The 23,875-nt window shown below is 60.7% G+C and carries 20 protein-coding genes; 5 read left to right on the forward strand and 15 right to left on the reverse strand.

Annotated elements, in window-relative coordinates; translation table 11 throughout:
• The first annotated feature begins 197 nt into the window (after nucleotides 1–197).
• On the forward strand, nucleotides 198–1,037 hold the full coding sequence (locus A4R35_RS06170; protein WP_112427551.1) for a hypothetical protein: 840 nt from the start codon (nucleotides 198–200) through the stop codon (nucleotides 1,035–1,037).
• Here the strand turns inward: A4R35_RS06170 and A4R35_RS06175 are convergent.
• The 4 genes from A4R35_RS06175 to A4R35_RS06190 form a co-directional block, all read right to left on the reverse strand.
• Nucleotides 1,034–1,696 carry an LON peptidase substrate-binding domain-containing protein gene (locus A4R35_RS06175; RefSeq protein ID WP_112427553.1) on the reverse strand — a complete coding sequence of 221 codons (663 nt, stop codon included), beginning with the start codon at nucleotides 1,694–1,696 and terminating at the stop codon, nucleotides 1,034–1,036. The genes A4R35_RS06170 and A4R35_RS06175 overlap by 4 nt on opposite strands.
• A gap of 286 nt (nucleotides 1,697–1,982) precedes the next feature.
• Complete coding sequence (cysS, locus tag A4R35_RS06180) at nucleotides 1,983–4,388, reverse strand: cysteine--tRNA ligase (RefSeq protein WP_189361386.1); 2,406 nt, start codon at nucleotides 4,386–4,388, stop codon at nucleotides 1,983–1,985.
• A 294-nt stretch (nucleotides 4,389–4,682) separates the two neighbouring features.
• Nucleotides 4,683–5,162 (reverse strand): GatB/YqeY domain-containing protein, encoded by a 480-nt coding sequence (locus A4R35_RS06185; RefSeq protein ID WP_112427558.1) that lies wholly within the window; start codon nucleotides 5,160–5,162, stop codon nucleotides 4,683–4,685.
• A 172-nt stretch (nucleotides 5,163–5,334) separates the two neighbouring features.
• A complete protein-coding gene (locus A4R35_RS06190) occupies nucleotides 5,335–6,306 on the reverse strand; it encodes a hypothetical protein (RefSeq protein ID WP_112427560.1) in 972 nt (323 codons plus the stop codon).
• Between the two features lie 208 nt (nucleotides 6,307–6,514).
• Here A4R35_RS06190 and A4R35_RS06195 point away from each other — a divergent pair, with 208 nt between their 5' ends.
• From A4R35_RS06195 to A4R35_RS06205, 3 genes are all read left to right on the forward strand, one after another.
• On the forward strand, nucleotides 6,515–7,768 hold the full coding sequence (locus A4R35_RS06195) for an MFS transporter (RefSeq protein WP_112427562.1): 1,254 nt from the start codon (nucleotides 6,515–6,517) through the stop codon (nucleotides 7,766–7,768).
• Between the two features lie 145 nt (nucleotides 7,769–7,913).
• Entirely contained in the window at nucleotides 7,914–9,494 is a 1,581-nt protein-coding gene (gene pruA, locus A4R35_RS06200; RefSeq protein WP_112427564.1) for an L-glutamate gamma-semialdehyde dehydrogenase, read from the forward strand.
• 87 nt (nucleotides 9,495–9,581) lie between these two features.
• On the forward strand, nucleotides 9,582–10,556 hold the full coding sequence (locus tag A4R35_RS06205) for an MBL fold metallo-hydrolase (RefSeq protein ID WP_189361388.1): 975 nt from the start codon (nucleotides 9,582–9,584) through the stop codon (nucleotides 10,554–10,556).
• 100 nt (nucleotides 10,557–10,656) lie between these two features.
• Here the strand turns inward: A4R35_RS06205 and A4R35_RS06210 are convergent, their stop codons facing one another.
• A complete protein-coding gene (locus A4R35_RS06210; RefSeq protein WP_112427568.1) occupies nucleotides 10,657–11,490 on the reverse strand; it encodes a DUF4388 domain-containing protein in 834 nt (277 codons plus the stop codon).
• Nucleotides 11,491–12,175: 685 nt separating this feature from the next.
• On the opposite strand from A4R35_RS06210, the gene A4R35_RS06215 reads away from it, so the two are divergent.
• Entirely contained in the window at nucleotides 12,176–13,483 is a 1,308-nt protein-coding gene (locus A4R35_RS06215; protein WP_112427570.1) for a phospholipase C, read from the forward strand.
• A gap of 51 nt (nucleotides 13,484–13,534) precedes the next feature.
• On the opposite strand, the gene A4R35_RS06220 is transcribed toward A4R35_RS06215, so the two are convergent.
• From A4R35_RS06220 to A4R35_RS24960, 10 genes are all read right to left on the reverse strand, one after another.
• Nucleotides 13,535–14,191, reverse strand: a complete 657-nt coding sequence (locus tag A4R35_RS06220; RefSeq protein WP_112427572.1) for an acyltransferase — start codon at nucleotides 14,189–14,191, stop codon at nucleotides 13,535–13,537.
• A 99-nt stretch (nucleotides 14,192–14,290) separates the two neighbouring features.
• Nucleotides 14,291–14,728, reverse strand: a complete 438-nt coding sequence (locus A4R35_RS06225) for a divergent PAP2 family protein (RefSeq protein WP_052888622.1) — start codon at nucleotides 14,726–14,728, stop codon at nucleotides 14,291–14,293.
• Nucleotides 14,729–14,758: 30 nt separating this feature from the next.
• On the reverse strand, nucleotides 14,759–15,004 hold the full coding sequence (xseB, locus tag A4R35_RS06230; protein WP_112427573.1) for an exodeoxyribonuclease VII small subunit: 246 nt from the start codon (nucleotides 15,002–15,004) through the stop codon (nucleotides 14,759–14,761).
• A gap of 197 nt (nucleotides 15,005–15,201) precedes the next feature.
• Nucleotides 15,202–16,416 (reverse strand): exodeoxyribonuclease VII large subunit, encoded by a 1,215-nt coding sequence (gene xseA / locus A4R35_RS06235; RefSeq protein WP_112427575.1) that lies wholly within the window; start codon nucleotides 16,414–16,416, stop codon nucleotides 15,202–15,204.
• Nucleotides 16,417–16,437: 21 nt separating this feature from the next.
• Entirely contained in the window at nucleotides 16,438–16,965 is a 528-nt protein-coding gene (locus A4R35_RS06240) for an acetyl-CoA carboxylase biotin carboxyl carrier protein (protein WP_112427577.1), read from the reverse strand.
• A 28-nt stretch (nucleotides 16,966–16,993) separates the two neighbouring features.
• Nucleotides 16,994–17,551 (reverse strand): elongation factor P, encoded by a 558-nt coding sequence (gene efp, locus A4R35_RS06245; protein ID WP_112427579.1) that lies wholly within the window; start codon nucleotides 17,549–17,551, stop codon nucleotides 16,994–16,996.
• 13 nt (nucleotides 17,552–17,564) lie between these two features.
• Complete coding sequence (locus A4R35_RS06250; RefSeq protein WP_112427581.1) at nucleotides 17,565–18,665, reverse strand: M24 family metallopeptidase; 1,101 nt, start codon at nucleotides 18,663–18,665, stop codon at nucleotides 17,565–17,567.
• On the reverse strand, nucleotides 18,662–19,132 hold the full coding sequence (gene aroQ, locus A4R35_RS06255; protein ID WP_112427583.1) for a type II 3-dehydroquinate dehydratase: 471 nt from the start codon (nucleotides 19,130–19,132) through the stop codon (nucleotides 18,662–18,664). Before aroQ ends, A4R35_RS06250 begins: the two co-directional genes overlap by 4 nt.
• Nucleotides 19,129–20,826 (reverse strand): 3-dehydroquinate synthase, encoded by a 1,698-nt coding sequence (gene aroB / locus A4R35_RS06260; RefSeq protein ID WP_189361390.1) that lies wholly within the window; start codon nucleotides 20,824–20,826, stop codon nucleotides 19,129–19,131. The genes aroQ and aroB overlap by 4 nt, the downstream gene beginning before the upstream one ends.
• A gap of 89 nt (nucleotides 20,827–20,915) precedes the next feature.
• Nucleotides 20,916–23,432 carry a CHAP domain-containing protein gene (locus tag A4R35_RS24960; RefSeq protein WP_189361393.1) on the reverse strand — a complete coding sequence of 839 codons (2,517 nt, stop codon included), beginning with the start codon at nucleotides 23,430–23,432 and terminating at the stop codon, nucleotides 20,916–20,918.
• Between the last annotated feature and the right edge of the window lie 443 nt (nucleotides 23,433–23,875).

Consider the following 23,875-nt stretch of genomic DNA (forward strand, 5'->3'; position numbering starts at 1 on the left):
TGATTCTATTTTTCTCCTTGAAGACAGGCGGCAGAATGCGAGGATTTGGGCTGAGCGGCTTTCTAGCGAAGGAGGCAGCTCTGCGGACTTGACAGCGGACACCAGGATACGTACAATTCCAGAGACAACGAACAGATCGTGTTCCTTCTTAAGGACGAGAGCAGGGGGCCTGCACCAGAGCTCAGTGAGGTGGCCGTATGCCTTCCAGACCGGTTTTTTCCGCGCCTTCGCTCGCGGAGGTGCTCAAGCAGCTCAGGATCTACCGGCCCAGCGGTCTGCTAACTATTCAACGAGCACGGGGCGCGCCGCCCGAGGAAGTGTATATCACGGTTGAGCGGGGGCAACCAACGCTGGTTGTCTGGAACCGCCAGCAGCAGGAGGCCAGCGAGGCTGTGCTGGCCTGGCTAAATTCATGGGGAGAAATTCGTTTTACTTTTCAATCCGCCGAGCCGCTTTTGCAGCTGCCCGCCCCCGGCCAGCCGGAGCCACAGGAGGGTGCTCCCACTGGTGAGGGCACGCGGAGGCCAACCTGGCCACCTCTCTCGCTCCAAAGTGGACCTTTGCCCACTGTTAGAGGTCGGAGCAGTGCCCGCCAGACGATCTCGCTACAGGGTCAGCATGGCAGCATGGGTAGCCCACCCACTCAGGCGCGCTCGTCCAGCGCAGGGCAGACTCATGTCCAGGTTCCAAGCCAGGCGCAGCCCCAAAACGGGCGCCTGACTCCGCGTTTCGGCGACTCGCTGGTGCTGCCAGCCGTCAAGCCCAACCAGCCGTCTGGTCCGCTGCCGCCGGAAACTGTCGTACCCAGCCTGACCGCCCTCGGTAAGGAATATGCTGCCACCGCCGTTCCGCGCTATGATCGAATCGTCTTTCTCCTCATCAATGGTCGGCGCACGCTCGGCGATCTGGCACAGCTGACCCGGCGTACACCCGCCGAGGTCTATGCCTCTCTCCAGCGCTTGCAGGAACAGGGGCTGATTCAGCTAACGCTCCCGCCTACCAATGGGCACGCCCCTTCTTCCTCCTCATCGCGCTAATTCAAGAAGCTGCGGTCTGGATGAGTTTGCAAATGGGCGTTACGCTGCAGTACCTGCAGGGCAAAGGGAACCTCACGTCTCAAAATCTCGTTCTCCTCTGCCAGACGCTGTCGCGTCGAGGTCAGTTCCAGCAAGTGCTGTTTCTGCTCATCCTGCAGATCGAGCAGATAGGCAATGAGATAGGAAAGTTCCTCTGGATCGGTCGGAAGATGCTCTTTGATCTCCGGCAGGCTGCGCGCCTCTAGCAGGATTTCTAGATAGCTGCTGAAGAGATCAAGGGCCCGCTCGGCGTAAGGCCTGATCAGATTGGCTGGTTCACGTGCATCGCGATACAGCTCAACCACACCCGAAAGGTAGGGTTGCTGATGCTTGAGCTGGCGAATACGGAAGCGCTCGCTGCCAATGGCAATGAGGTTGTAGCGCCCGTCTTCTAGACGCTCGACCTGCAGAATCTCGGCCAGCGTGCCTACGCTGTAGGGCACTTCCTGAAGATGACGACTCTCGGGACGCATCAGGACGATGCCAAAGGGAGACTTCTCCTCAAGACAGCGAGCGACCATCAGGCGATAGCGCCGTTCAAAGATATGCAGCGGCACCACCGCGGTCGGGAAGAGGACCAGCTGCAACGGGAAGAGTGGGACCTCGACGATTCTCTCCACGGGATCTTCTCCTTAGCGCACGGGCTTTCGGCTTTCTTCCAGGATCATGGGTGTATTCGCTCGCTTCTGCCGGCGCATCCGCATCTGGGCCCGCTGGTTGGGATAGACTGGGGCCTTGCCTCGATCGCATCCTAGGTAGCCCTGGCCTGCCGGTCTGAGTACCCCGCTCTCAGGCGCCGGAGAGAGACCCTGGCCAGGTCGATGCAGCCTGTCGACGATACCTCCGCCGACGGAACCAGGCCAGGCGAGGCCATTGGCTGGCCCGCTCTGACCGTGAAGGAGCGCTTCAGACTGTTTGAACAGCATGAAGATGGGGATGGCTATGAGCATGGTCGGGCCAGTGCTGATGCTCATGGCAATGCATGACTCCCGGCGGGGGCAGCTCCCCAGGTCCGTGACTATGAGTGCCATCGAGATGATGGGGATGATCATGCCCGTACCAGCGATGAGCCGGATTGCAGTACGCCACCAGCAGGCTCTGCCCATGATGCCAGCGCGCGCGAAAGACATCATAATTCTTCTTGCTCTTGGTACGCCGCTCTTCCTCCGTCAGACTGTACCATTCGCGATGAGGATGCCTGATAAGGCGGGCTGCGACCTCGGGACAGACTACGACGCGATAGCCAGCGGCCTTGAAGAAGAAACTGTAGTGGACGTCGGCCAGGCGATAGAAACGGAACTTTTCATCGAGCCAGCCGACCTCGTTAAGCAAGGCGCGGCGAAAGGCTAATAGGTACCCCTCAATGGCGTCCACCTCGGGGCCACTCTCTTCGCGAAATTCACGCAGATCTTCGGTAATCAGGCCGAAGGGACCAGTCACTCCTACCTGCGGATCGGTCAGCGTTTGCTCCAGGGGCGTCCAGATATCGCCCTGGATCTCAACCGAGGTGTCTAGCCAGACAATGATCGCTCCCTGGCTGGCACGCATGGTTGCATTGCGCCCCGCGGCGAAGCCCAGGTTATGGTCGGCGAAGAGCACGCGCAGAGCAAGCCGCTCGCCGTTGGCTCCGACCAGCTCGGCACGTCGGGCCAGCTCCCGTAGAAAAGGAAGGGTCTCATCGGTTGATCCATTCTCGATCACGACAACTTCCAGGCTGCGCCCGTCGGCGTGGCGACAGATGCTGTTAAGGCAGCGTTCAAGGTCCCTGTAGTTATTGCGCGCCAACAGATTGAGCGAGAAGGCATAGCGCGATGGCAGCTGTGTGGCATCAGGAGCATCCTGCCAGCGCGAGAGCACCGGAAACTCTTCGCTGAGACGCCGGGGCCGAACCAGCGTCCCTTCGGGCAGGTCACTTACTTTCCAGCCCCGCTGGAGTAAACGGAGCCGCAAGGCATCAGCGCCCTCGTAGTCGCTCTGCCGACGCAAGGCCTCCCGCTCACGCACAAGCGCCGTCAGCTCTGCCGGCAAAAGATGCTGTGTGTGCTGCGGCTCACGGTGCTGGCGTGGCTTTTCGCTCAGAAGGTAAGATTTGAGATTGAAACCGAGTACACGGTCGAAGTCGAGCAGTAGCTGTAGCTTCCTGGTAGCATCCAGCTCAGGAGTGCGCAGCATGGCCAGGAGCACCGCCATCGCCCGAGGGATATTGAGATCATTCTCCAGCTCACGGCGGAAAGCCAGACGCCACGGCTGTTCTTCATCCTCCAGAGGCCTGAGCGCACGCTCCTGATCAGCTCGCAGCCAGAGATCATAGGCACGCTCGCGCAAGCGCTCCAGAGCGACCTGGGCCGCTTCTAGAGCGCGGAAGGTGAAGTTGAGACGGCTACGATAGAGGGCGGTGGTGTAGAGATAGCGCAGGGCCAGCGGATCGAAACCGCGCGCCTCAATTTCAGCGCAGGTATAGTCGTTGCTGACCGACTTGGCCATCTTCTGCCCGTCAGCAAGCAGGTGTTGGGCATGAACCCAGTAGTTGACAAAGGGCTGACCACTGTAGGCTTCGCTCTGGGCGATCTCATCCTCGTGATGGGGAAAGATATTGTCGACCCCGCCGGTGTGGATATCGAAGTGGGGTCCCAGATACTTCATGGACATGGCCGAGCATTCGATGTGCCAGCCGGGGAAGCCACGCCCCCAAGGGCTGTCCCAGGCCATGTCCCGCCCTGGCTCGGCAGGCTTCCAGAGCGGGAAATCCTCGGGATGGCGGCGGTCAGCATCGCTGCCCTCGTGAATGCCAATCTGCATATACTCCAGCAGATTGCGCGAAAGCTTGCCATAGCCGGGAAAGCGCTGGATGTCAAAATAGACGTAGCCGTGCACCTCGTAGGCAAAGCCTTTGCGCAGCAGCTCCTCGATGACCTGGATCATTTCGGGGATGTGCTCACTGGCCCGCGGGAAGACATGGGCCGGCAGAATGTTGAGCTTGGCCTCGTCACGATGAAAGGCTTCAGTGTAAAAGCGCGCGATCTCGGCAGAGGTCTTCCCTTCCTTGCGGGCCTGGGCCTGGATCTTATCCTCGCCACGGTCCAACAGCTCATGACGCATGTGCCCGACATCGGTGATATTTTTCACATGGAAGACCTCGTAGCCGAGGTACTCCAGGGTACGGCGGAGCCAGTCGGCCATCGTGAAGGTACGCAGGTTACCGATGTGGATATAGCGGTAGACGGTCGGACCACAGGAGTACATTTTGATCTTGCCAGGCTCCAACGGGACAATTTCCTCGACGCGCCGCGTGAGTGTGTTATAGATTCTCATCGCCTCGTCACGCTCCCAGCATGGGTCAAACAGAACAACGACGAACGGCCTTCCGTGACAGCCTCTCCTCTGCCAGTCCCCGCCCGAGCGAGCGTCCATGTGGCTCGGCTCAACCGCCGCCCCTGGCGCCGACTGCTACTGACCCGCACCATATCCCTTCTTTTCCCACACGGAATTATACTCCCGGCCTGGCGGCCTCGACCAGGCGAGGAGACAGGGCAGTCCCGCCAGCGTGTCGACGTGCAGCCACCTCCCTCCTCGCCAGTAACGCTCGTGCACAGGTGGAGTCCAGGCTCAGGCGGTCATCTCTTTGACTATCTGCTGAACCCTGGCGCCTGGGGCCTTCCCTTTCAGTTCACGAGCCGCCAGCGGCATAACTTTGCGGAAATCGCGCCCCTGCTCCTCAATGAGACGGGCCACAACAGCCCGGATCTCCTCGTCGCTGAGCTGGGCAGCCTGAAGATAGGATTGCAGGAGGGCCTTTTCGCGCTGGGCTTTCTCGACCAGATCACTGCGACCTCCCTTTTCGTAAAGGGGAATGGCCTGATCACGCATCTTGATCTCGCGCTCTAGCACCTGATAGCAGTCAGCTTCGGTCAGTGGCTTCCCATACTCGGGATGCTTGCGATCGGTGCGCGCAACTTCCAGATTGTGGATAGCTCCCAGCACCATACGCAGCGTGTCAACCCTGAGCTGATCTCTCGCTCGCTGAGCTTCTTGAATGTCTTTTCGTAGTTGTTTCTCGATAGGGAACTCCTCACGCGTCTGCGCCATGTTACATATTCCTCCTATGCTCTCGGCAATTCTGATGGCGATCTCCAGTATAGCCTTTGGCGCCAGTGCTGTCGAGCCAGTCAGGCGATGCGCACACCACACTAGCAGGACCGGCCAGGCCTACGCCCCACTGCATCGACCCCACTCCCGGACCAACCCGGCTACCCATTTGTTAGAAGAGGCGCCGTCCAGTGAACAGCAGGCCCCGGCGCAACAGGTGCTCCCAGCCACTGGGGCTGGCCGCCCTCAGCACCTCTCCAATCTGCCGCAGCGCTACCTCTCCCGCAGGCAAACGCAGGCGTAGCAGAAAAGCCGCGCCCGTCTCTCCCGGCCAGGGATCACGCTGCCAAAACGAGGCGTGGCGCAGGAAAGGCTGCTCGGCCAGCTGCTCCAGCAAGGCCATCACCTCATATCTCAGAGTACTATACGGAAGATCACCCGCAGAGAAGGTGAGCGAGAGCGTCTGCGTCCCTAACTCTGGCGCCGCTCCACTGAGCAGATCATTGCCGAGCTGGTAAACGAGATGATAGACAAGCGCACCACTGGCCAGGGAGGACAGCCCGGCAGAGGCAGGCGCAGGCAGCTCTTCCTCTTCTGCCGGCCCCCGATCGCCGCGCAAGGAAGCTGGCCAGTCTGCAATGAACTGATTGAGCAGATCGAAGGCGCAGGCGCCACGCAAGAGAAACCACAGCTCATAGAGCTGGTGCCCGGGTCGCCAGCGTCGCCAGTCCTCCAGCCTGGCTTTGGCAGTCTGTAATGCTGGCGCCAGCTCACTGGCAGCCAACTCCGGCCCCAACTCCGGGACAGCACAGGCAACTAGCGCTGGCCCTTCAAGAGGGAAAAGGCCAGTCGAGCCTAAGCGCGTGGCCAGATGACGCAGCTCACGCAGCAAGGCGGCTACAACCTGGGATGGCTCAGTAGCGGCTGCAAGGAAGCCCAGACGCTGAAGACGCAGCGCGGCCTCCTCTGCATAGCGCGCGCACTGCTCCTCAGTCCACTCCTGCAAGCGCGCCGCGACCGCCGCGCAGCGTTCACGGAGTGCAGCGAGCAACGGCAAAAGTTCGGCCTCCCCCTCCCGAGCTAACAGGCGGACACAGAGATGGAGGATCGGTACATCCAGTCCCAGGGCGCGATAGATGTCCATACGGTTTCCTCGCTTTTCCTATCATAGTCGACACTGGCAAGGGCAACAAACGTCGGCAGCGTCCTGACCATAACAGCAAGGCAGCCCAGATGCCTGAAAGCCGTGACCACCAACCTGGCTGGCTGGCTAGCCAGCTCTCACGAGGCTATAATAGAGACATCCATCTCTTTTCTGGCAGTCTCTTGTGTCTGGAAAGGTCTTCCCGTTCATGTCTAGCACGACCTCTTTCTCTTCTCGCCCGGATCAGCAAAACATCCGTATTGGAGCACTGATAGCCCTTTTCTTAGGTCCTGCCTTTGTCTTTGCTAACATGTACACCACCCAGGCTATCTTGCCTGTGCTGAGCCGGGCTTTCAGAGTCGATGCGCCCACCGCAGGCCTGACCATTTCCATTACCGTCCTGGCGGTCGCGATAGGCTCGCTCTTCTATGGACCGCTCTCCGACCGCATTGGACGCAAAATCGTCATGGTGGGCAGCAGTCTTCTCATTACCCTGCCGACGCTGCTATGCGCCTTCGCACCTAATTTTACCATTCTACTCTGTCTGCGCGCCCTGCAGGGCTTGCTGATGCCGGGATTGACCAGTGTAGCCATCTCCTATGTCAATGACGAGTTTAGAGGGCGCGAGCGTGGCCTGGCAATGGGTGTCTACGTCAGCGGGCAGACGCTCGGTGGTCTCTTTGCTCGCCTCGGGAGCGCCTCCCTGACTGCAGCCACCGGCTGGCAGGTCGCCCTCTTCTCTTTCAGCCTGCCGACCCTGATCGCCGCACTCGCCATGTGGCGCTTTCTGCCCGACAGCCAGGGCCAGCAGTCCCAGCGCGCTCCTCATCCGCTCCACCGGCGTCAGCGGACGGCGATCTCCGACAGCGTCAGTGATCAGCCAGAGGGCAACGTCCTGCGTCAGTCGCTCAGCGATATCTGGTTTCATTTGCACAATCAGCACCTGGTGGGAGCCTTCATCATCGGCTTCACCCTTTTCTTTGGCTTCGTTGGCACCTTCACCTATTTACCCTACTACCTCAGCGGACCGCACTTCGGTCTCTCAACGGTCCAGCTTGGTCTGGTCTATCTGCTCTGGCTAACTGGCCTCTGCTCGCCCATCGCGGGCAGCCTAGCGGGACGTGTTGGCTCACGGCGCGCCATTGCTGTCAGCATGAGCCTGGCTGGTTGCGGACTCCTGATTACTCTGATTCCTCTACTACCTCTTGTCATCACGGGCCTTGGTCTACTAGCCCTTGGCATGTTTTGTACCATTCCTGCCGTCAATCTCTATCTTGGTGAACAAGCCCACAAAGCCAAAGGGACGGCCGCCTCCCTTTACCTCTCCTGTTACTACTTCGGTGGCAGTTTGGGGGCGGTCCTGCCTGGTATTGCCCTCCTGCGCGGCGGCTGGCCTGGTGTCGCGCTCCTCTGCCTTGGCACCATTCTGATCGCAATCGCCAGCGACCTCGTCCTTTGCTGAGCCGGCTGAGCAGACGGTCAGTAATCGAGCCAACCAGCCACCAGTCTGCCGGCAGAGCTGGTCCCTTCCCTACCAGGCGGGCCACTCCGTGGGATACAATAAAGGGGAAAGTACCCGTTGAGAACACGAAGGAGTGTGACCAATTATGACCATAACCGCAGAGCACGTTTTAGAGCGTGCGCGGACCCCTTTTAGAAACGAGCCGCTGACAGACTTCTCGCGCCCTGAGAATCGTCGGGCCCAAGAAGAGGCCCTGGCTCAGGTGCGTAGCGAGCTAGGCCGCACCTATCCGCTGATCATCGGCGGCCAGCATATCCAGAACAGCGAGACCTTCGCCTCCGTCAACCCGGCCCAGCCTGACCAGGTCATCGGCTATTTCTCGCGCGCCACGTTAGACCAGGTTGACCAGGCCGTGCGCGTCGCCGCCGAGGCTTTTGAGCAGTGGAAGCGCGTTCCAGCCCACGAGCGCGCTAACTATCTCTTTGCCGCCGCCGACCGCCTGCGCGAGCGTCGCTTTCTCTTCAACGCCTGGATGATCTACGAGGTGGCCAAGAGCTGGACCGAGGCCGATGCCGATACCGCCGAGGCCATCGACTTCCTGGAGTTCTACGCCCGCGAGATGTTGCGCCTGGCCGAAGAACAGCCACTTGTCCGTATTCCAGACGAAGATAACGAACTTGTCTACATTCCGCTGGGCGTCGGTGCCGTCATTCCACCCTGGAACTTCCCCGGCGCTATCATGGTTGGAATGACCAGCGCCTCCTTTGTGGCGGGCAACACCGTGGTCCTCAAACCATCGAGCGCCTCGCCCACTATTGCGGCCCAGTTTGTACGCATCCTTGAAGACATCGGCCTGCCAGCGGGCGTTGTCAACTTCCTGACGGGAGCCGGCTCCAGCATTGGCGACGCCCTGGTCTCCCATCCCCTGACGCGTTTCATCGCCTTCACCGGCTCGCGCGACGTCGGCCTGCGCATCAACGAGTTGGCGGCCAAGACTCAGCCGGGCCAGCGCTGGATCAAGCGTACCATCCTGGAGATGGGCGGTAAAGATGCGATCGTCGTCGACGAAACCGCCGACCTGGAGGCTGCCGCTCACGGCATTGTTACCTCCGCTTTCGGCTTCCAGGGCCAGAAATGTTCAGCCTGCTCGCGCGCCATCATTGTCGAGAGCGTCTATGATCAGGTTCTACAGAAGGTGGTAGAGAAGGCCAAACAGCTCAGCATCGGCGACGTCACGCGTCCCGAAACCTTCATGGGGCCAGTGATTGACGCCAACGCCTTCAAGAAGATCACCGACTACATTGAGATCGGCAAAGGCGAGGGGCGCCTTGTCCTGGGAGGTGGCCATCATGGCCCGGGCTACTATATCGAGCCGACCATCTTCGCAGACGTCGATCCCCACGCTCGCATCGCCCAGGAAGAGATTTTCGGGCCTGTGCTGGCCTTCATCCGGGCGAAGGACTTCAGTGACGCCTTGCGTATCGCTAACGATACCGAGTACGGCCTCACGGGTTCAGTCTATACGCGCGACCCTGAGCGCATCCAGCGGGCCAAAGAAGAGTTCCACGTTGGCAATCTCTACTTTAACCGCAAGTGCACGGGAGCCTTGGTCGGCGTGCACCCTTTCGGAGGCTTCAACATGTCAGGCACGGACTCCAAAGCCGGGGGCCGCGACTATCTCCTGCTGTTTACGCAGGCTAAGGCGATCTCGGTCAAGAAGCTCTAGCTCGCCCGCCAGGCGAGTGAGCCCGAACAAGAGCAGCTTGTTGCCGCAGGGCAGCGCCTGCGTCGCGGCACGAGAGAGGTGTATTACGTGTCTGCAAACTTTCAACCTGTTGTTCGCCTACGGAAAGAAAGGCCGGGGACATGGCAGATCTCACTGCCTTTCCTCGGCGAACACGGGATCATCGGCAGCTACCTCATCACAGATGAGCGTCAGACGGCTCTCATCGATCCCGGACCAACCAGTACAGTGACAGCCCTGCTAAGCGAATTGCGCGAGGCGGGTTTTGATCCCGAGGCCATTACGCATATTCTGCTGACCCACATTCACCTGGACCACGCTGGGGCCACGGGCACTCTGGCCCGCCTGCTACCGCAGGCCCAGGTCTATGTTCACAGCCAGGGCGCCCCGCATCTGGTCGATCCATCGAAAGTCATCGCCAGCGCCAGCCGCATCTACGGCGAGCAGATGCCAACACTGTGGGGCGAGGTTGAGGCCGTGCCCGCCGAGCGAGTCCATAGCCTCGAGGACGGGAATGTGCTCACAGTCGCCGGGCGTCGGCTAGAGGTGCACTATACGCCTGGACACGCCATTCACCACATTATCTTCTTCGATGTCCACTCGGGAGAACTCTTCGCTGGGGACGTCGCTGGCGTGCGTCTCCAGGACGTCGATTATGTGCGCCCACCCACGCCACCACCCGATCTCGATCTGGAAGCCTGGTTCGAGAGTTTGAGCCGCATCAGCCGTCTGCGGCCTGATGTGCTTTACCTGGGGCACTTCGGACCAACGCGCGATGTCACCCGGCACATCGCCAATCTGCGCGAGCGCCTCATCGCCTGGGGCGAGATTGTCTTGCAGGCCATGCGCGAAGGCAAAAGCGAGGAGGAGATCCGCGAGCACCTCATCGCCAAGACCCAACCTGAGCTGGAGCGCGTCGCTCGCGATCCTCAGGCCATCAAGCGCTACGACCTTGCGACCAACTATCCGATGACAGTCCAGGGTTACATGCGCTATTGGCGGAAGAAGCACCCCGAGCGGCTCCAGGAGAGTCCTCCCGCCTAGCCAGGCGGGGAAAGGAAGCCAGAGACCAGCGCACGCCGCCAGCGCGAGCCGGGTTGAGCAGGCTTGCTGCGGCGTGGCTGGCTCGCTCCTTTCGCCCGACTCAGCCCCCATTAAGGAGCAGGTGGTTGTCAACCTGAAAGACCCCCAGACTGACGAGGGCCGGGGCGATGTCCCCCAAGGCCCGAATAATCAACTTATGAGCCTCCACCTCGCCAACAATAGGAGAGCAGAAATACTGACAGATGGCAATCAGGGCTGAGAACCCCTCAAGCAAGTCTTCACGAGGCATCCGGTCAAGGTGAGACTTATCCATCACATAGAGGTAGCCGTTGGGGGAGATTCTCAGGCCAGAGAAGGCAGGGAAAGCAGCGGAACAATCATCGATGATGTCGCGCAGAACGTTCATTGCCTCCTTTGGCCCGACCAGCTGAGCTACAGCCAACGAGACCCGCCTGGTGGCCTCAACCAGCAATTGCCACTCCCAGGGCGAGATCAGCTGATTGACCTTGGTACGGGCCACCACTTGACCCTCTACAATCTGTGGACGCGGCTGGGCCGCAGGAGGCGGAGGCGCGGTTGGAGCCGGCCCTGAGCGTGGTACGGCCCCAGAGCTATAGCGCGCCTGCAAATGCGAGAGCCAGCGCTCAAAGCGCTGCTCATGGGCAGGCGTCACATTCTCGCTCTGGACCGTCACACCGCGTTCAAACCGGAGCGTCGCGCGCGTCCAGCTCTGCAAATCCGCCAGCACAGCATCGACTGCGCCCCGCGTTCCGATCACATGCACCAGTCTGCCATTTCGGAAATAGAGATGAGCCAGCCCCAGACGCGTATTGTTCCGCACGGTCAGCCGCCCAAAGGCGCGCAGGCGCTTAATACTGCTGATAATACTGGGCAGGTCAGCTAGCGAACCCTGCCACTGTGCATTGGAAGACATAGTACAACGCCGTTCTCCGAAACTGCCCTAACGATGGACAGGCCATCATCAGTGTTCGGGTGCTGTCTCCCGTGACCGTGAGACAGTGCCACGTGCGGGTTACTCACCCATTCCTCCCATTCGTCGCCCCTCCCCACTTTAGCGCCTCCCCTACCTACCGCAACCGCAGTCCAGCGGCCCTCGTCCGCGTGCCGTCCTAACCCGACCGGACCGGCGCTAAAGCGTCCAGAGCCACCGGGTCTCATCAGGATCATCTCCAGCAGCGCATGGCCGCAGCCCAGCCCACCCGGCTCAGCTCAGGTAAGCACCAGACAAGCTCGTCTGCCAGTTCGTGCCACCAGAGAACCAACTCCCTCCACAGCCTTCCGCAGTCTGCCAGCAAAGCCGCCCGCCTTTCAATACCTCTCTCCCCCAACCTGGGCAACGGCACCGTCCGGCTTATCCCCCTACCGCTCCTCGCTCATCCAACCAGGACACCAGCCAAACCAAAGGCTGCGACCGCAAGGTCGCCGAGCGCCAGACCTATTCTAACGTATACTGGACTACTGGTCAAGCTATGCGCGCTTTTGCCTGTCAGTACCACTTCCCATCCTTCCCCCCCTATATTCATAGATATTGTGTTCACTTTTGCTACTCATACCGCTATAATAGCAACAGGATGGTTTAGTAGAGCAAAGGAGGCTACATGAACTTTTCACAGCAATTTCTCCGCCGCCAGAGCAGGCGCCGTGCCCTCAAGCGGCTCGGGGCCTTTACCCTTGGCCTGAGCGCTGGCGCGGGTCTGGGAACAGGAGCGCTGACCGCCATTGGGCGAGCCGCGGCCAGCGCGCCAGCTCCGGCTCCGGCAGAGAACCCGCTCAAACATATTCTCATCCTCTGCCAGGAAAACCGCTCCTTCGATACCTATTTTGGCTACTACGAGCGGGCTGGGCGCTTCGCCGTACCGGCCAACTACAGCCAGCCGGGTGGAGCCGGTAAGCCCGTCGTCAAGCCCTATCACTTCAGCAGCTACACCAACCACGACATTCCCCACAGCTGGCAGGCCCTCCACGCTGAATGGAACGGTGGCAAGATGGACGGGTTCGTTACCACAGATGGCCTCGAAGCTCTCGGCTACTACACGCGGAGTGACCTGCCTTACTATTACGCCCTGGCCGACGCCTTCACTCTCTGCGGCAACTACTTCTGCTACCAGCTCGGGCCGACCCTGCCGAATCGCCTCGCCCTCTGGAGCGGCACCTGTGGCGGCATCACCAACAATCGACCAGGGCCAGGCTCACTCGACTGGCCAACCATCGCCGACTTGCTTGACCAGCACGGCGTCAGCTGGCAAAGCTATAATCTCAACAGCCACAGCCGGCAGCGCATCGGCAGCCCCAACGGTTTCAACGGACTGGCCTACTTCAAACGCTGGATCAAAGATGCGCGGCTCTATGGCAGTGAAGACGACTATTATCAGGCCCTGGCCGACGGAACCCTGCCCCAGGTTGTCTTTCTCATTACCAGCAGCGAGGTCAGCGAGCATCCCCCCAGCAACGTGCGCACTGGGGAGAAAAAGGTCGCAGAGATCATCAACGCGCTCATCGCCTCGCGCTACTGGAGCCAGGCCGCCTTCATCTTGACCTACGACGAGAACGGCGGTTACTTTGACCACATCGCGCCGCCGCAGCTGGATGCCTACGGCCTCGGCATGCGCGTGCCCACGCTGATCATTTCGCCCTGGGTCAAGCGCGGCTATGTCGCTGGCCAACTCTACGAACACAGCTCCGTGCTGAAATTCATCGAGCGCACCTTCGGGCTGCCAGCGCTGGCCAGCCTCAACCATCAATTTGATGACGAGACGCCTGCCAGCAACAACGACGCCGCCGCCGGGCGAAGTGCAGGACCGCCAGCCCCGCCACGCGACGGGCTGGTCCAGATCGGCGACCTCTATGAGGTCTTCGACTTTAGCCAGGACCCCCACTACTATCCCCCCCTTCCCCCGGCGCCGTGACGTCCACGGCTGCCACTTGACCTTGCGGGGTGAGCAGGGAAGCGCAGCGCACTACCCCGTTGCCTCTCCCTGTTCACCTCCACCCTTCGGGCCTTCGGGGTGAGCAGGCAGCAGGCAAAGGCGCTGACAGGCCGAACACCAGCCAACGAGCTGCCCCCCCTCCTCGCGCAGCTCGCTCAGGCGCCGCGCACAGCGACAGACATAGCCATGCTGGCGCGCCGGATTACCATAAACCAGAGCATGAGCAGGTACGTCGCGCGTGACTACCGAACCGGCTCCTACGAGAGCAAACTCGCCAATGGTTACTCCGCAGACTACCACCGTCCGCGCCCCCAGCGAAGCCCCATAGCGCACCAGCGTGGGCGTAATCTGCCAGTCCTGGGCCCCCTTCAGCTGCCCATCGGGTGTAATCGCCCGCGGCAACAGATCGTTCGTAAAGCAGACATGGGGGCCAATAAAGACCCCGTCTTCGATCGTCACCCCCTCAAAGACCGACACGTAGTTCTGAATCTTGACCCGCGCCCCGATGCGTACTCGCGCATCGATATAGACGCCTCGTCCCAGAATGCACTCTTCGCCAATCACAGCTCCTTCGCGTACCTGGGCCAGACCCCAGATACGTGTCCCCGTGCCGATCCGCGCCTCTGGCGAGACATCTGCCGTCGGATGGATAAAGATATCCTTCTCACTCGTGCGCTTGTGCTCCATTACCGCGCTTCTCCTGAAAATATCATCTCTTGAGCCACCTGCTTGCTACTCGTTCCTCGCCGAGGAAGAGCAGCTGCTGTCGGAGGCCCGCGAGCATGCTCAGGCCGTCATGAGCAAGCCGATCGCAATGCCCAGCAGTCCCCCAACCAGGACCTGCACCGGGGTATGGCCAATCAGCTCACGCAGACGCTGCTCCCCAATAGGGTGGCCCTTAAAGGCTTCCTCCAGCATCTGGTTCAACATCCGGGCCTGAATGCTAACAGCTCGCCTTACGCCCGCCGCATCGTACATGACCACGCCCGCCAGCACGATACTGATGGCAAAACTGGTCGAGGAGAGGCCCGCCAGACGGCCTACCGCCGTGGCCAGTCCCATGACAAGAGCTGAGTGGGCGCTGGGCATTCCTCCTGCCGAGACCAGCCGGCGCAGGTTCAGTCGCCGCTGGGTGACAACCTCGATAAGGGTCTTGCTCACCTGGGCCAAGGCCCAGGCCAGCAAGGCTGCCAACAAGGCACGATTCTCTAGCAACGATGCCATCGACACCTGCAACTATGCGCGCCCTGCTTCCTACTCGATCTCGTCCGCGAGCTGGCTCAGCTCCAGCGGCTGCGCCACCGGCATCCCCTGGCCGTCAACTGTCAGCTGCCTAACGCGCAGCTCCGCCCGCTGTAAGAGATCGTTGCAGTAGTGCACCAGACGCATACCACGTTCGAAATGCTCAATCGCTTTTTCTAGAGGAAGTTGTCCATTTTGTAGGGTGAGCACTGTCTCCTCTAGCTGTTGAAATGCCTCTTCAAAAGACAACTCTTCCATAGTGCGCACCATTCTGCCAGTTTTCCGAGTAAAGCCAACCAGGAAGACGGGACCAGCCTTGTTACCAGTAAAGTGAACAGCAGCGAAGCTTTCGCCACAGCTTACAGGCCATTGACCTTGAGGGAGCTGAGAGCCAGAGAGAGCAGCAAGGGAACGCAGATCACCTCAAGCAAGGTCGCGCGGCAGGGGTGACTCGCTTAGGGGAGCACCTGAACGGTCACGGAACCGTTCGCGAGCTGGAGCAGCAAGCGATCGCCAGGGTGGACCTGCTCGACAGTGGTAACCAGCGCCTGGTCTTCGGCGCGTCGCACAATGGCGTAGCCCCGAGCGAGCGTCTCCAGCGGAGAGAGCGTTTCCAGATGACGTGCGATTCCGCGGAGACGTTCGCGCTGCAGAGTGAGGAGCGTCTGCATACTGACGAGCAAGCGCTCGCTCAGATCATCCAGCTGCTGGCGTTGCTGATCCAATTGACCACGAGGGCTAGCGCGTCGGAGGTCGCGCTCGGCGAGCAGTAAGCGCTCACGCTGCTCGGCCAGGTACGACAAGATACACTCCTGCAAGCGCCGCTGCCACTCAAGCAAGTCCTGGCGCCAGCGAGCCACATCGGGTACAGCGATGGTTGCGGCGGCGGTTGGCGTTGAAGCCCGATAGTCGGCCACCAGGTCAGCAATGGTAACGTCGGTCTCATGGCCGACGCCACTGATGACTGGAATGCGCGAGCGAGCGATGGCGCGCGCCACCAGCTCGTCGTTGAAAGCCCATAGCTCTTCACGCGAGCCGCCGCCGCGCGCCACGATAATCACCTCTGCTTCTCCATGCTCATTTAACAGATCAAGAGCGGCGGCAATAGAGGCTGGAGCCTCCTCTCCCTGCACCAGGGCGGGGGCAATCAGCACTTCCGCCAGTGGGTAGCGTGTGCGGAGTACGCGTAGCATGTCGCGGAGGGCTGCCGCCTGCAGTGAGGTCACGACCCCGATTACCGCTGGCGCTGAAGGGAGCGGACGCTTACGCGCCTCGGCAAAGAGGCCCTCCGCAGCCAGCCGCTCTTTCAGTTGCTCAAAGCGGCGATAGAGGGCGCCCTCGCCTAGAGGCTCGACATACTCGACATAGAGTTGCAGCCGACCATGTTGCTCATAGAACGAGACATAGCCGGCGGCCAGCACCGCCATGCCGTTGCGCAGCTCAGGCAAGCCGGCCCGCAGGCGAGCATGCTTGAAAAAGACGCATAACAGCTGGGCTGTCTCGTCTTTCAAGGTGAAATAACAATGGCCGGAAGCCAGATGAACCTTATAATCAGAGATTTCTCCCTGCACCCAGAGACTGCGCAGCAGCTCATCCTGCTCCAGCAATTTCTTGAGGTAATGAACCGCCTCGGAGACCGTCAACGGCGGCTCGTTGAGTGTCGCCAGCATCAGCGCCCTCCCGCTCCTCGGCTAAGCCTCGCCGGCGCTATCGATCACCATCAGCGGCTGCCCGTACTCGACCGGCTGGCCTTCTTCCACCAGAATCTCAACGACGCGGCCCACTACTGGCGATTCGACCTCATTGATGACATTGAGTGCCTCGACGGTGGCCACCAGCTGGCCCACCTTGACCTGATCACCGACCTGGACCGCAGGGCGCTGCTCCTTGGGCCTGGCCCAGCGATGAAAGATACCAACCCAGGGAGAGACAACCGTGTGTCGGGTTTCGACGGCGGTCGCTGGCGGTTCCTCGGTCGCCGCCTCTTCTTCATCAACGAGTTCTGCCGCTGCCAGACCATCGGCGCCACTGAGGCGCGCCTTGCGCAGCGCCAGGCGCAGGCCCGCAGCCGGAGCGCGCAGCTCCAGCTCGCTCACATCGCTCCTGTCGAGCAACTGCACCAGGCGCTTGATCTGTTCAACTGTCAGCTCCTCAGCGCCAGAAGAACCGTTCTCCAGAGCAGCGCGGCTGCCTCCCCGGCGCGATCCCTTGGTTTCCATTGTTCTGGTCCTCCTCTGCGCTGGCAGGCTACGCGCGTTCAACGTACTCACCAGTGGTGGTATTGATGCGGATCAGGTCGCCGATGTTGACAAAGAGCGGCACCTGCACCACCAGACCTGTCTCCGTGGTGGCTGGCTTCGAACCACCCGTCGCCGTATCGCCCTTGACGCCCGGCTCCGTATAGGTCACCCGAAGCACCACCTTTTCCGGCAGCTCCACCGAGATCGGCTGGCCTTCATACATAATGATATCCAGCTCCATATTATCGGTCAGATAGAGCCGGGCATCGCCGAGCTGATCCTCGGTCAGGACAATATCCTCGTAGGTAGTCGTATCCATAAAATGGTACTGATCGCCATCCCGGTATTGGTACATCACATGCACCCGGTCCAGGAAGACGCGCCTAAACTTCTCGCCGGCATCAAAGGTTCGCTCGACGATAGCGCCCGTACGCAAATTGCGCAGCTTCAGGCGAACCGTGGCCCCACCGCGGCCAAGTTTAATATGCTGCCAGTCGAGAATGGTATAGAGCTGGCCATCCAGCTCTATAGAAAGGCCCTTTTTCAGGTCGCCAGTCGAAATCATCGCCACACACTCCCTATTGCGGAATGATCAGATCGAGCGGTGAGCGCGTCAGCACCTCCGCCCCATCTTCCAACACCAGCACACTATCCTCAATGCGCAAGCCACTCCAGCCTGGGATATAGACCCCCGGCTCTACGGTCACCACCGCCCCAGCGGGCAAGTGGCTATCCTCGGGTGCCCGCTGAGATAACAGCGGCTCCTCGTGCACCTCCAGGCCAACACCATGGCCGGTACTGTGGATATAATACTCAGCCAGGCCGTGACGCTCCAATACATCTCGTGCCAGGCTGTCGGCCTGACGTCCAGAGAGGCCCGCCCGCAGGCCCTGCTCACAGGTGCGCATGGCCTCTAGCACGGCCTCATAGAGGGTGCGCATACGCTCCTCGCGCGGTTCCCCGAGACAGACAGTGCGCGTCATATCGGCACAATAGCCCTGGTAGCACGCCCCCATGTCGATCGTGATCAGCTCGCCTGCCTCAATGGGGCGCCCGCTGGCACGAGCATGGGGCATCGAGCCATTAGGGCCAGCCGCCACGATCGGCTCGAAGGCCGGTCCATCCGCCCCAAGAGCGATCATGGTTCGAATAATCTCCCATTGCACCTCCCTCTCGGAGAGTCCAGGGCGCAGCCAGCGGCGTAGATGGATAAAGGTCTCGTCAGTAATCGCCGCGGCCTTGCGCAGCCGTTCCAGCTCCTGGGCCGATTTAACCTGGCGTAGACGGTCAACGATCGTGCTCTCCAGTGGCTGCAAGGTGTAGTGGCCCTCGCCGCCACGAGAGAGACTGGCATAGTAGCTATAGCTGAGGGCCGAGGCCTCGAAACCTAGGCGCTGCCAACCATGCTGACGGGCCTGAGCCGCTACCGCCTGGGCAAAGTCGCGCCGCTCCGGCACCAGCACTTGACAGCCCGCTGCCTCTTTCTCCGCTACCTCACGGTAGAGCGTGGAGGTAAGCAGCAGACACAGCTCTTGAGAGATGAGCAACCAGGCCGCCTCGGGGTCGCTCTCTAGCCAGCCGCTCAGATACACACGATTGTACGGCTGCGTGATCAAACAGGCATCGAGTCCCTGCTCGCGCAGCCACGCGCGAACGGTGGCGATGCTCTCCTCTTTCATGTACGCTCCTCTTTTGCGCGAGAATCTTCCTCAGTAAGGATATCGAGCAAGGCGCGCAGGGCCAGCTCGTAGCCACGCCAGCCCAGACCAGTGATCTGGCCGCGGCAGACCGCTGCCGTCACTGACTGGTGACGGAAAGGCTCCCGCGCATAAATATTGCTCAGATGGACCTCGATAATCGGAACCGCGAGGGCGGCCAGCGCATCGCGCAGGGCCAGCGAGTAGTGAGTCAAGGCCCCTGGGTTAATGATCACTCCGGCGGCCTGCTCTCCCTGTTCTTGGAGAAAATCGATGAGCGCCCCCTCGTGATTCGACTGGAAATCGAGCAGCGTGACCCCGTGTTCAGCGGCGAGGTGGCGCAAGCGCTCGATAATCCAGGGCAAGGTGACCGTGCCATAAATAGCCGGCTCCCGTTTGCCCAGACGATTCAAGTTCGGTCCATTGACCACCAGGATCGTGCGCGTCATGCTTCTTCCTGCCTTGCCCCGGCGCTGGAGCGGGTGATGCTCTCGCCTCCAAAGAGGGAGTACACAACCTTGCTGACCAGCTCATCTGGTAACGTTGTCTGGAAGACCTCGCCGATCCGGCGCGGCATGATCCAGCGTACTTGCTTCTGAGCCACCTTTTTATCAAGCCGGATGGCGGCCAGCAAAGCCTCGCTCTGCGGCTTCCCATGATAGGCAGTGGGCAGTCCCAAAGCCGCTAGCAGCGCTCGCTGGCGCTCAGCCTCCTCACGCGCCAGGAAGCCGGCCTGGTAAGCCAGTTCAGCCGCGGCCACCATGCCCAGCGCTACCGCTTCCCCATGCAGCCACTCGCCATAGCCGGTTACATTTTCCAGGGCATGGCCTAGCGTATGCCCATAGTTGAGGATCGCCCTCCGCCCCTGCTCGCGTTCATCCTCCTCAATTACTGCGGCCTTGAGGGCAATACAACGCGCGATGATCTGCGCCAACAGAGAAGCCGGGGGCAAAGAGAAGTCGCGCAGCGCCGCCGCATGGGTTTCTAGCAAAGTAAAGAGTTCTGCGTCGAGTATCATACCATACTTGACAACCTCTGCCCAGCCCTCAGTACGCTCGCGCTCTGGCAGCGTCAGCAGTGTTGCCGGATCAGCCAAGACCAGACGGGGCTGATAGAAGGCGCCAATGAGGTTTTTGCCCCGCGGATGATTGATTCCTGTTTTTCCTCCAATGGCCGCATCAACCTGGGCCAGTAACGAGGTCGGCAGCTGTACCAGGGGCACGCCGCGGAGATAAGTAGCGGCGGCAAAGCCAACCAGATCGCCGACGACGCCGCCGCCGAGGGCCAGCAGGGCCTCACGGCGCTCTGCCCGCTGCTCGACGAGCCAGTCGTAGATGGCGCTCAGCTGTTGCAGCGACTTACTGGCTTCGCCCGCAGGAAGGACGTAGCTACTCGCGCTCCAGCCAGCTCGCTGCAGCGTGCGGAGCAAAGGCGGCCCGTAGAGATCATAGACATGTTGGTCGCTGAGGAGAAAGACGCGCCGCGGCAGCTCCAGACGCGCCAGATACGCCGGTAAGCGCCCCAGTCCACCCCAATCGACGATCGCCGCATAGCCCTCCCCAGCGCGAATCTGACGCTCCAGTGGCTCCCCTCCTTCCAGCACTCCCAGGGCGATGAGGGCCGCCAGGACAGCACGTGCGACCTGCTCGCTGCTTTTGCCATCGGTTGAGCAGGTGGCCTCCGCCTCTTCATAGAGTGCCCGACGCTCGGCCTGCAAACGACGCAGAGCCGCCAGCGGATCATCACCAGCCAGCAGCGGACGCACTTCGGGAGAGAGGCCTTCCCGCCGCGCTACTGCCTCTTGCTGACGCAGGCGTTCAAGGGCAGTCTCCGGCTCGACACTCAGAAAGATCCTTACTCCCCGCTCGGCCATAAGCCGGCGATTGTCAGCATCCAGGACAATCCCCCCGCCCGTGGCCACAATGGCTCCGGCGCTGGCAGCCGCTTCTTGCAAGGCCAGCTTCTCACGAGCCCGGAAAGCGCTCTCACCCTCCTCAGCAAAGATGGTGGCAATACGCTTGCCACAGCGTTGCTCTACCAGCAGATCGGTGTCAAGGAAGGGCCTTCCCAGGCGCTCCGCCAGCAGACGGCCTACGGTCGTCTTGCCACTCCCGGACAGCCCTATCAAGAAGACGTTACGCATGCGCATTATTCTACCATGAGCCTGGCAGCCAGCTCAGCAGCTGCCGCGGCTCCTTCCTCCCTCCTCTGATACTCCTTTTATTTGCTTGATCAGTAAAGCTCTTCGCTGTGCACCGGCGTATCCAGGACAGCCAGCAGGCTGAAGGTCGAGGTATCGACTATCTTGAGATAGTTATCCTGCTCCTGGGCCAGACCTTCGCGCAGGAAAGCCTGGACGCGGTTATCGTAGAGCCTGAAGGTTGACTGGAAATGGAAGGCGTACTGTTCAAGACGCCCCGTCTGGCGATTGAGCACCAGAATGTCATCCCCAGGCAGGCAGGTCGCTTCGGCACTACAGGACGTATGATTGGTGAAAGAGCCGATCAGAACCTGCCAGCGCTGATCCCAGCTTGCCACAGTATATTGGTGGGTAATTTGCCCATCATGACCAAAGGCGATGAAGGTGCTCTGAGCCTGCAGAGGGCTATAGAGCATAATACCCTCCGCAGCACCGCCAAAGTGACCCGTGTAGAGAATCGCCCCGCTTTCCCACTGGCTGTAGCTCTGACGCCCCTGCACCTGTAGATTGGGCTTCAGGATCAAGAGCTGCGCCTCGCCAGCAATGGGATCATAGAGCAAGAGCTGGGCCTGGCCAGTGCCGCAAAAATCACCACTGTAGACTTGCCAGTTGCCATCGAGATCGGTCACGGCTTGGTTATGGACAACCTGCAAGCGGGCATCAAAACTGATCAGACGCCCCTGGCCATTCAGACGATCGTAGAGAAAGAGGCCGTCCTGCCGGGTGCTCACGAAGCTCCCGACATAGATCTCCCACGAGTCCTGTGAGAGTAGGTAGCGCTGGAGATGATTGATGCCAAATTTGCTCGTGAAGTCAACCAATAGTACATTCGGCATCAGCTGGGACTGATTGCTTTGGCTGCCGCCGAGGTCATTGCCTCCGCCATCGCTGGGGGTCAAGCTCAGAGCCAGGCCATTCGGCACGGCCAGGGGTCCTGCTTCGCCAGCAGCCAGAGTGCTGGTGATAGCTCCCGCCGTGGCTGAAGGCGTTGAGCCCGGTGTGGCCGTCGGCGTGACTGTAGGGCTGGTCACAGGGGTGACGGTAGGGGTCGCTGTTGGCCGTGGCGTGGCCGTCGGCGTCGGTGTCGGCCTCGGTGTCGGCGTCGGACTCGCCGTAGCGGTCGCTGTTGGCCGTGGCGTGGCCGTCGGCGTCGGACCCACCGTAGCGGTCGCTGTTGGCCTCGGTGTCGGCGTCGGACTCGCCGCAGCGGTCGCTGTTGGCCGCGGCGTGGGTTTTGGAATGGGCGAAGGTGTAGGTGTCTTCGTCGGCACCAGGCTGGGCACAGGCGAGACGCCTGACTCGCTGGTTACGGTTGGGAAAGGAGTGGGCGTCAAGCTCGGCGTCGGAATAGTCGGGATCGGCGTGTTGACAAAGCGATTGTAGAGCAGCAAACCCGTCGTCTGGCCATCGAAGCGACCGGTGTACACTTCCCAACCAGGTCCCCAACCATCGAGCGTAATATGCTGGCTGATTTGTAGATCAGGGCCAAGGCTCAAGATCTGTATCTTCCCTGAAGAGCGGCTGTAGAGCAATATCTGAGCATGACCGAGGCCCGCGAAATCGCCGATCCGAATATCGAGGTCCGAGCCCCAACCATGTGGCCCCACCTGGCGATCGGCCAGCGTCACCAGCCGCGCGCCGGCGATCGTGCCAGAGGAAGTCGTTGGCGCGTCGGGATAGGGCCAGAGACGTCCCCCGGGGCGCCTGCTGAGCTGGTCGGCGTCCAGCAGTTGCAGTACCTTCAGCGTACCTTGTTGGCGGTTATAAAGCAGGAGAGCGCTCTGACCGCTGCCAGTGAAATCGGCATCAAACTCCTGATCCGAGGAGGTTGGTGGCAGACCAAGAGCCAGGCGCGCCGTGGTCAGCGTAGCCGGATCACGCTGCTGCTGCTGATTAGCCGCTATCACCTGCGCCAGGGCTTCGCTGTCAACACCTGGTAAACGAGCGAAGAGTTGCGGGTCTATCTGGCCCGGGAAATAGATGAAGCGGAGCTGACCGCGCTGATAGCGTGGCTGATTGATGATCGAGACCCGGTAACCAAGGCCGAGGTGCACGGGGGTAGGGTCACCGTAGTTCTGATAGGTCACATTGAACGTATCGCCGTCGGGACTGACCCAGGTGACAAAAGCTACGTGACCAGCGGGGCTGTAGGCCCAGACGCCATCAGCAACGGGGAAGACAGCAATAGCTCCGACGCGGGGTTGCGTCCCCACCGCCAGGCCAGCCTTCTGCGCGTCACTGATCCAGTCCGCCGCATTTCCCCAATTGAGGGGGAGATCGTAATGCAGCCAGTGCCACTGCTCCCAGGCCCACCAGACACAGTTTCCGCCCCGAGGAAAGGGACCAGGGCAAAGCGCAAAGGGATTGCCATCAGCGCTGAAGCTGAGCTGGTCACAGTCAGGATCGAGCGTTGGAGCGGTATACCCCAGGCCCTGGGCATTAGCCTGGAGCAGGCTCATCAATGAGAGTGGTTGCGAGAACAGCAAGCAGAGCACCGCAACGAGGAAAGCAGTGAGGAAATGGCGTCGCTTGATAGGCCCAGTGGACACATGCCTGTCATCGCTTTGCAGTAGCCTCCGCAGGAAGGCCAAAGGATGCATCTGGTCTCTTCCTCCCTAAAATAAGACCTGTATGCAGCCACGGCTGGCCAATTTGCCTGAAAGCACGCTCGCGGTCTTTCTGCCATTCTGCGATTTCCTGGAGAGTATACCATTGTGAGTTCATGCGCGCAAGGTGGCCTGCTTGTCTTGTCGGTTCCTTTCTGCCTTCACACCACAGCACTCGCCAGGAGCTGGCACCGCCTCCGTCACTTTCCAGTTCTATTGTACCTTTTTCCTGGACAGCCAGGCCCGTCTCGGCCATCCGGCAGATACCTAGCAAGCGAGCAGAAGACAACAAGCCTGCGCTCTGCCCTTTTCGCTCCCCAGCCAAAAAAGGGCTTGACAGGGTGGGGGAGCAATGCTATGATAGGAGCGTCCTGAAGGAAGTGCAA

Source organism: Thermogemmatispora tikiterensis (assembly GCF_003268475.1).
GTDB classification, from domain to species: domain Bacteria; phylum Chloroflexota; class Ktedonobacteria; order Ktedonobacterales; family Ktedonobacteraceae; genus Thermogemmatispora; species Thermogemmatispora tikiterensis.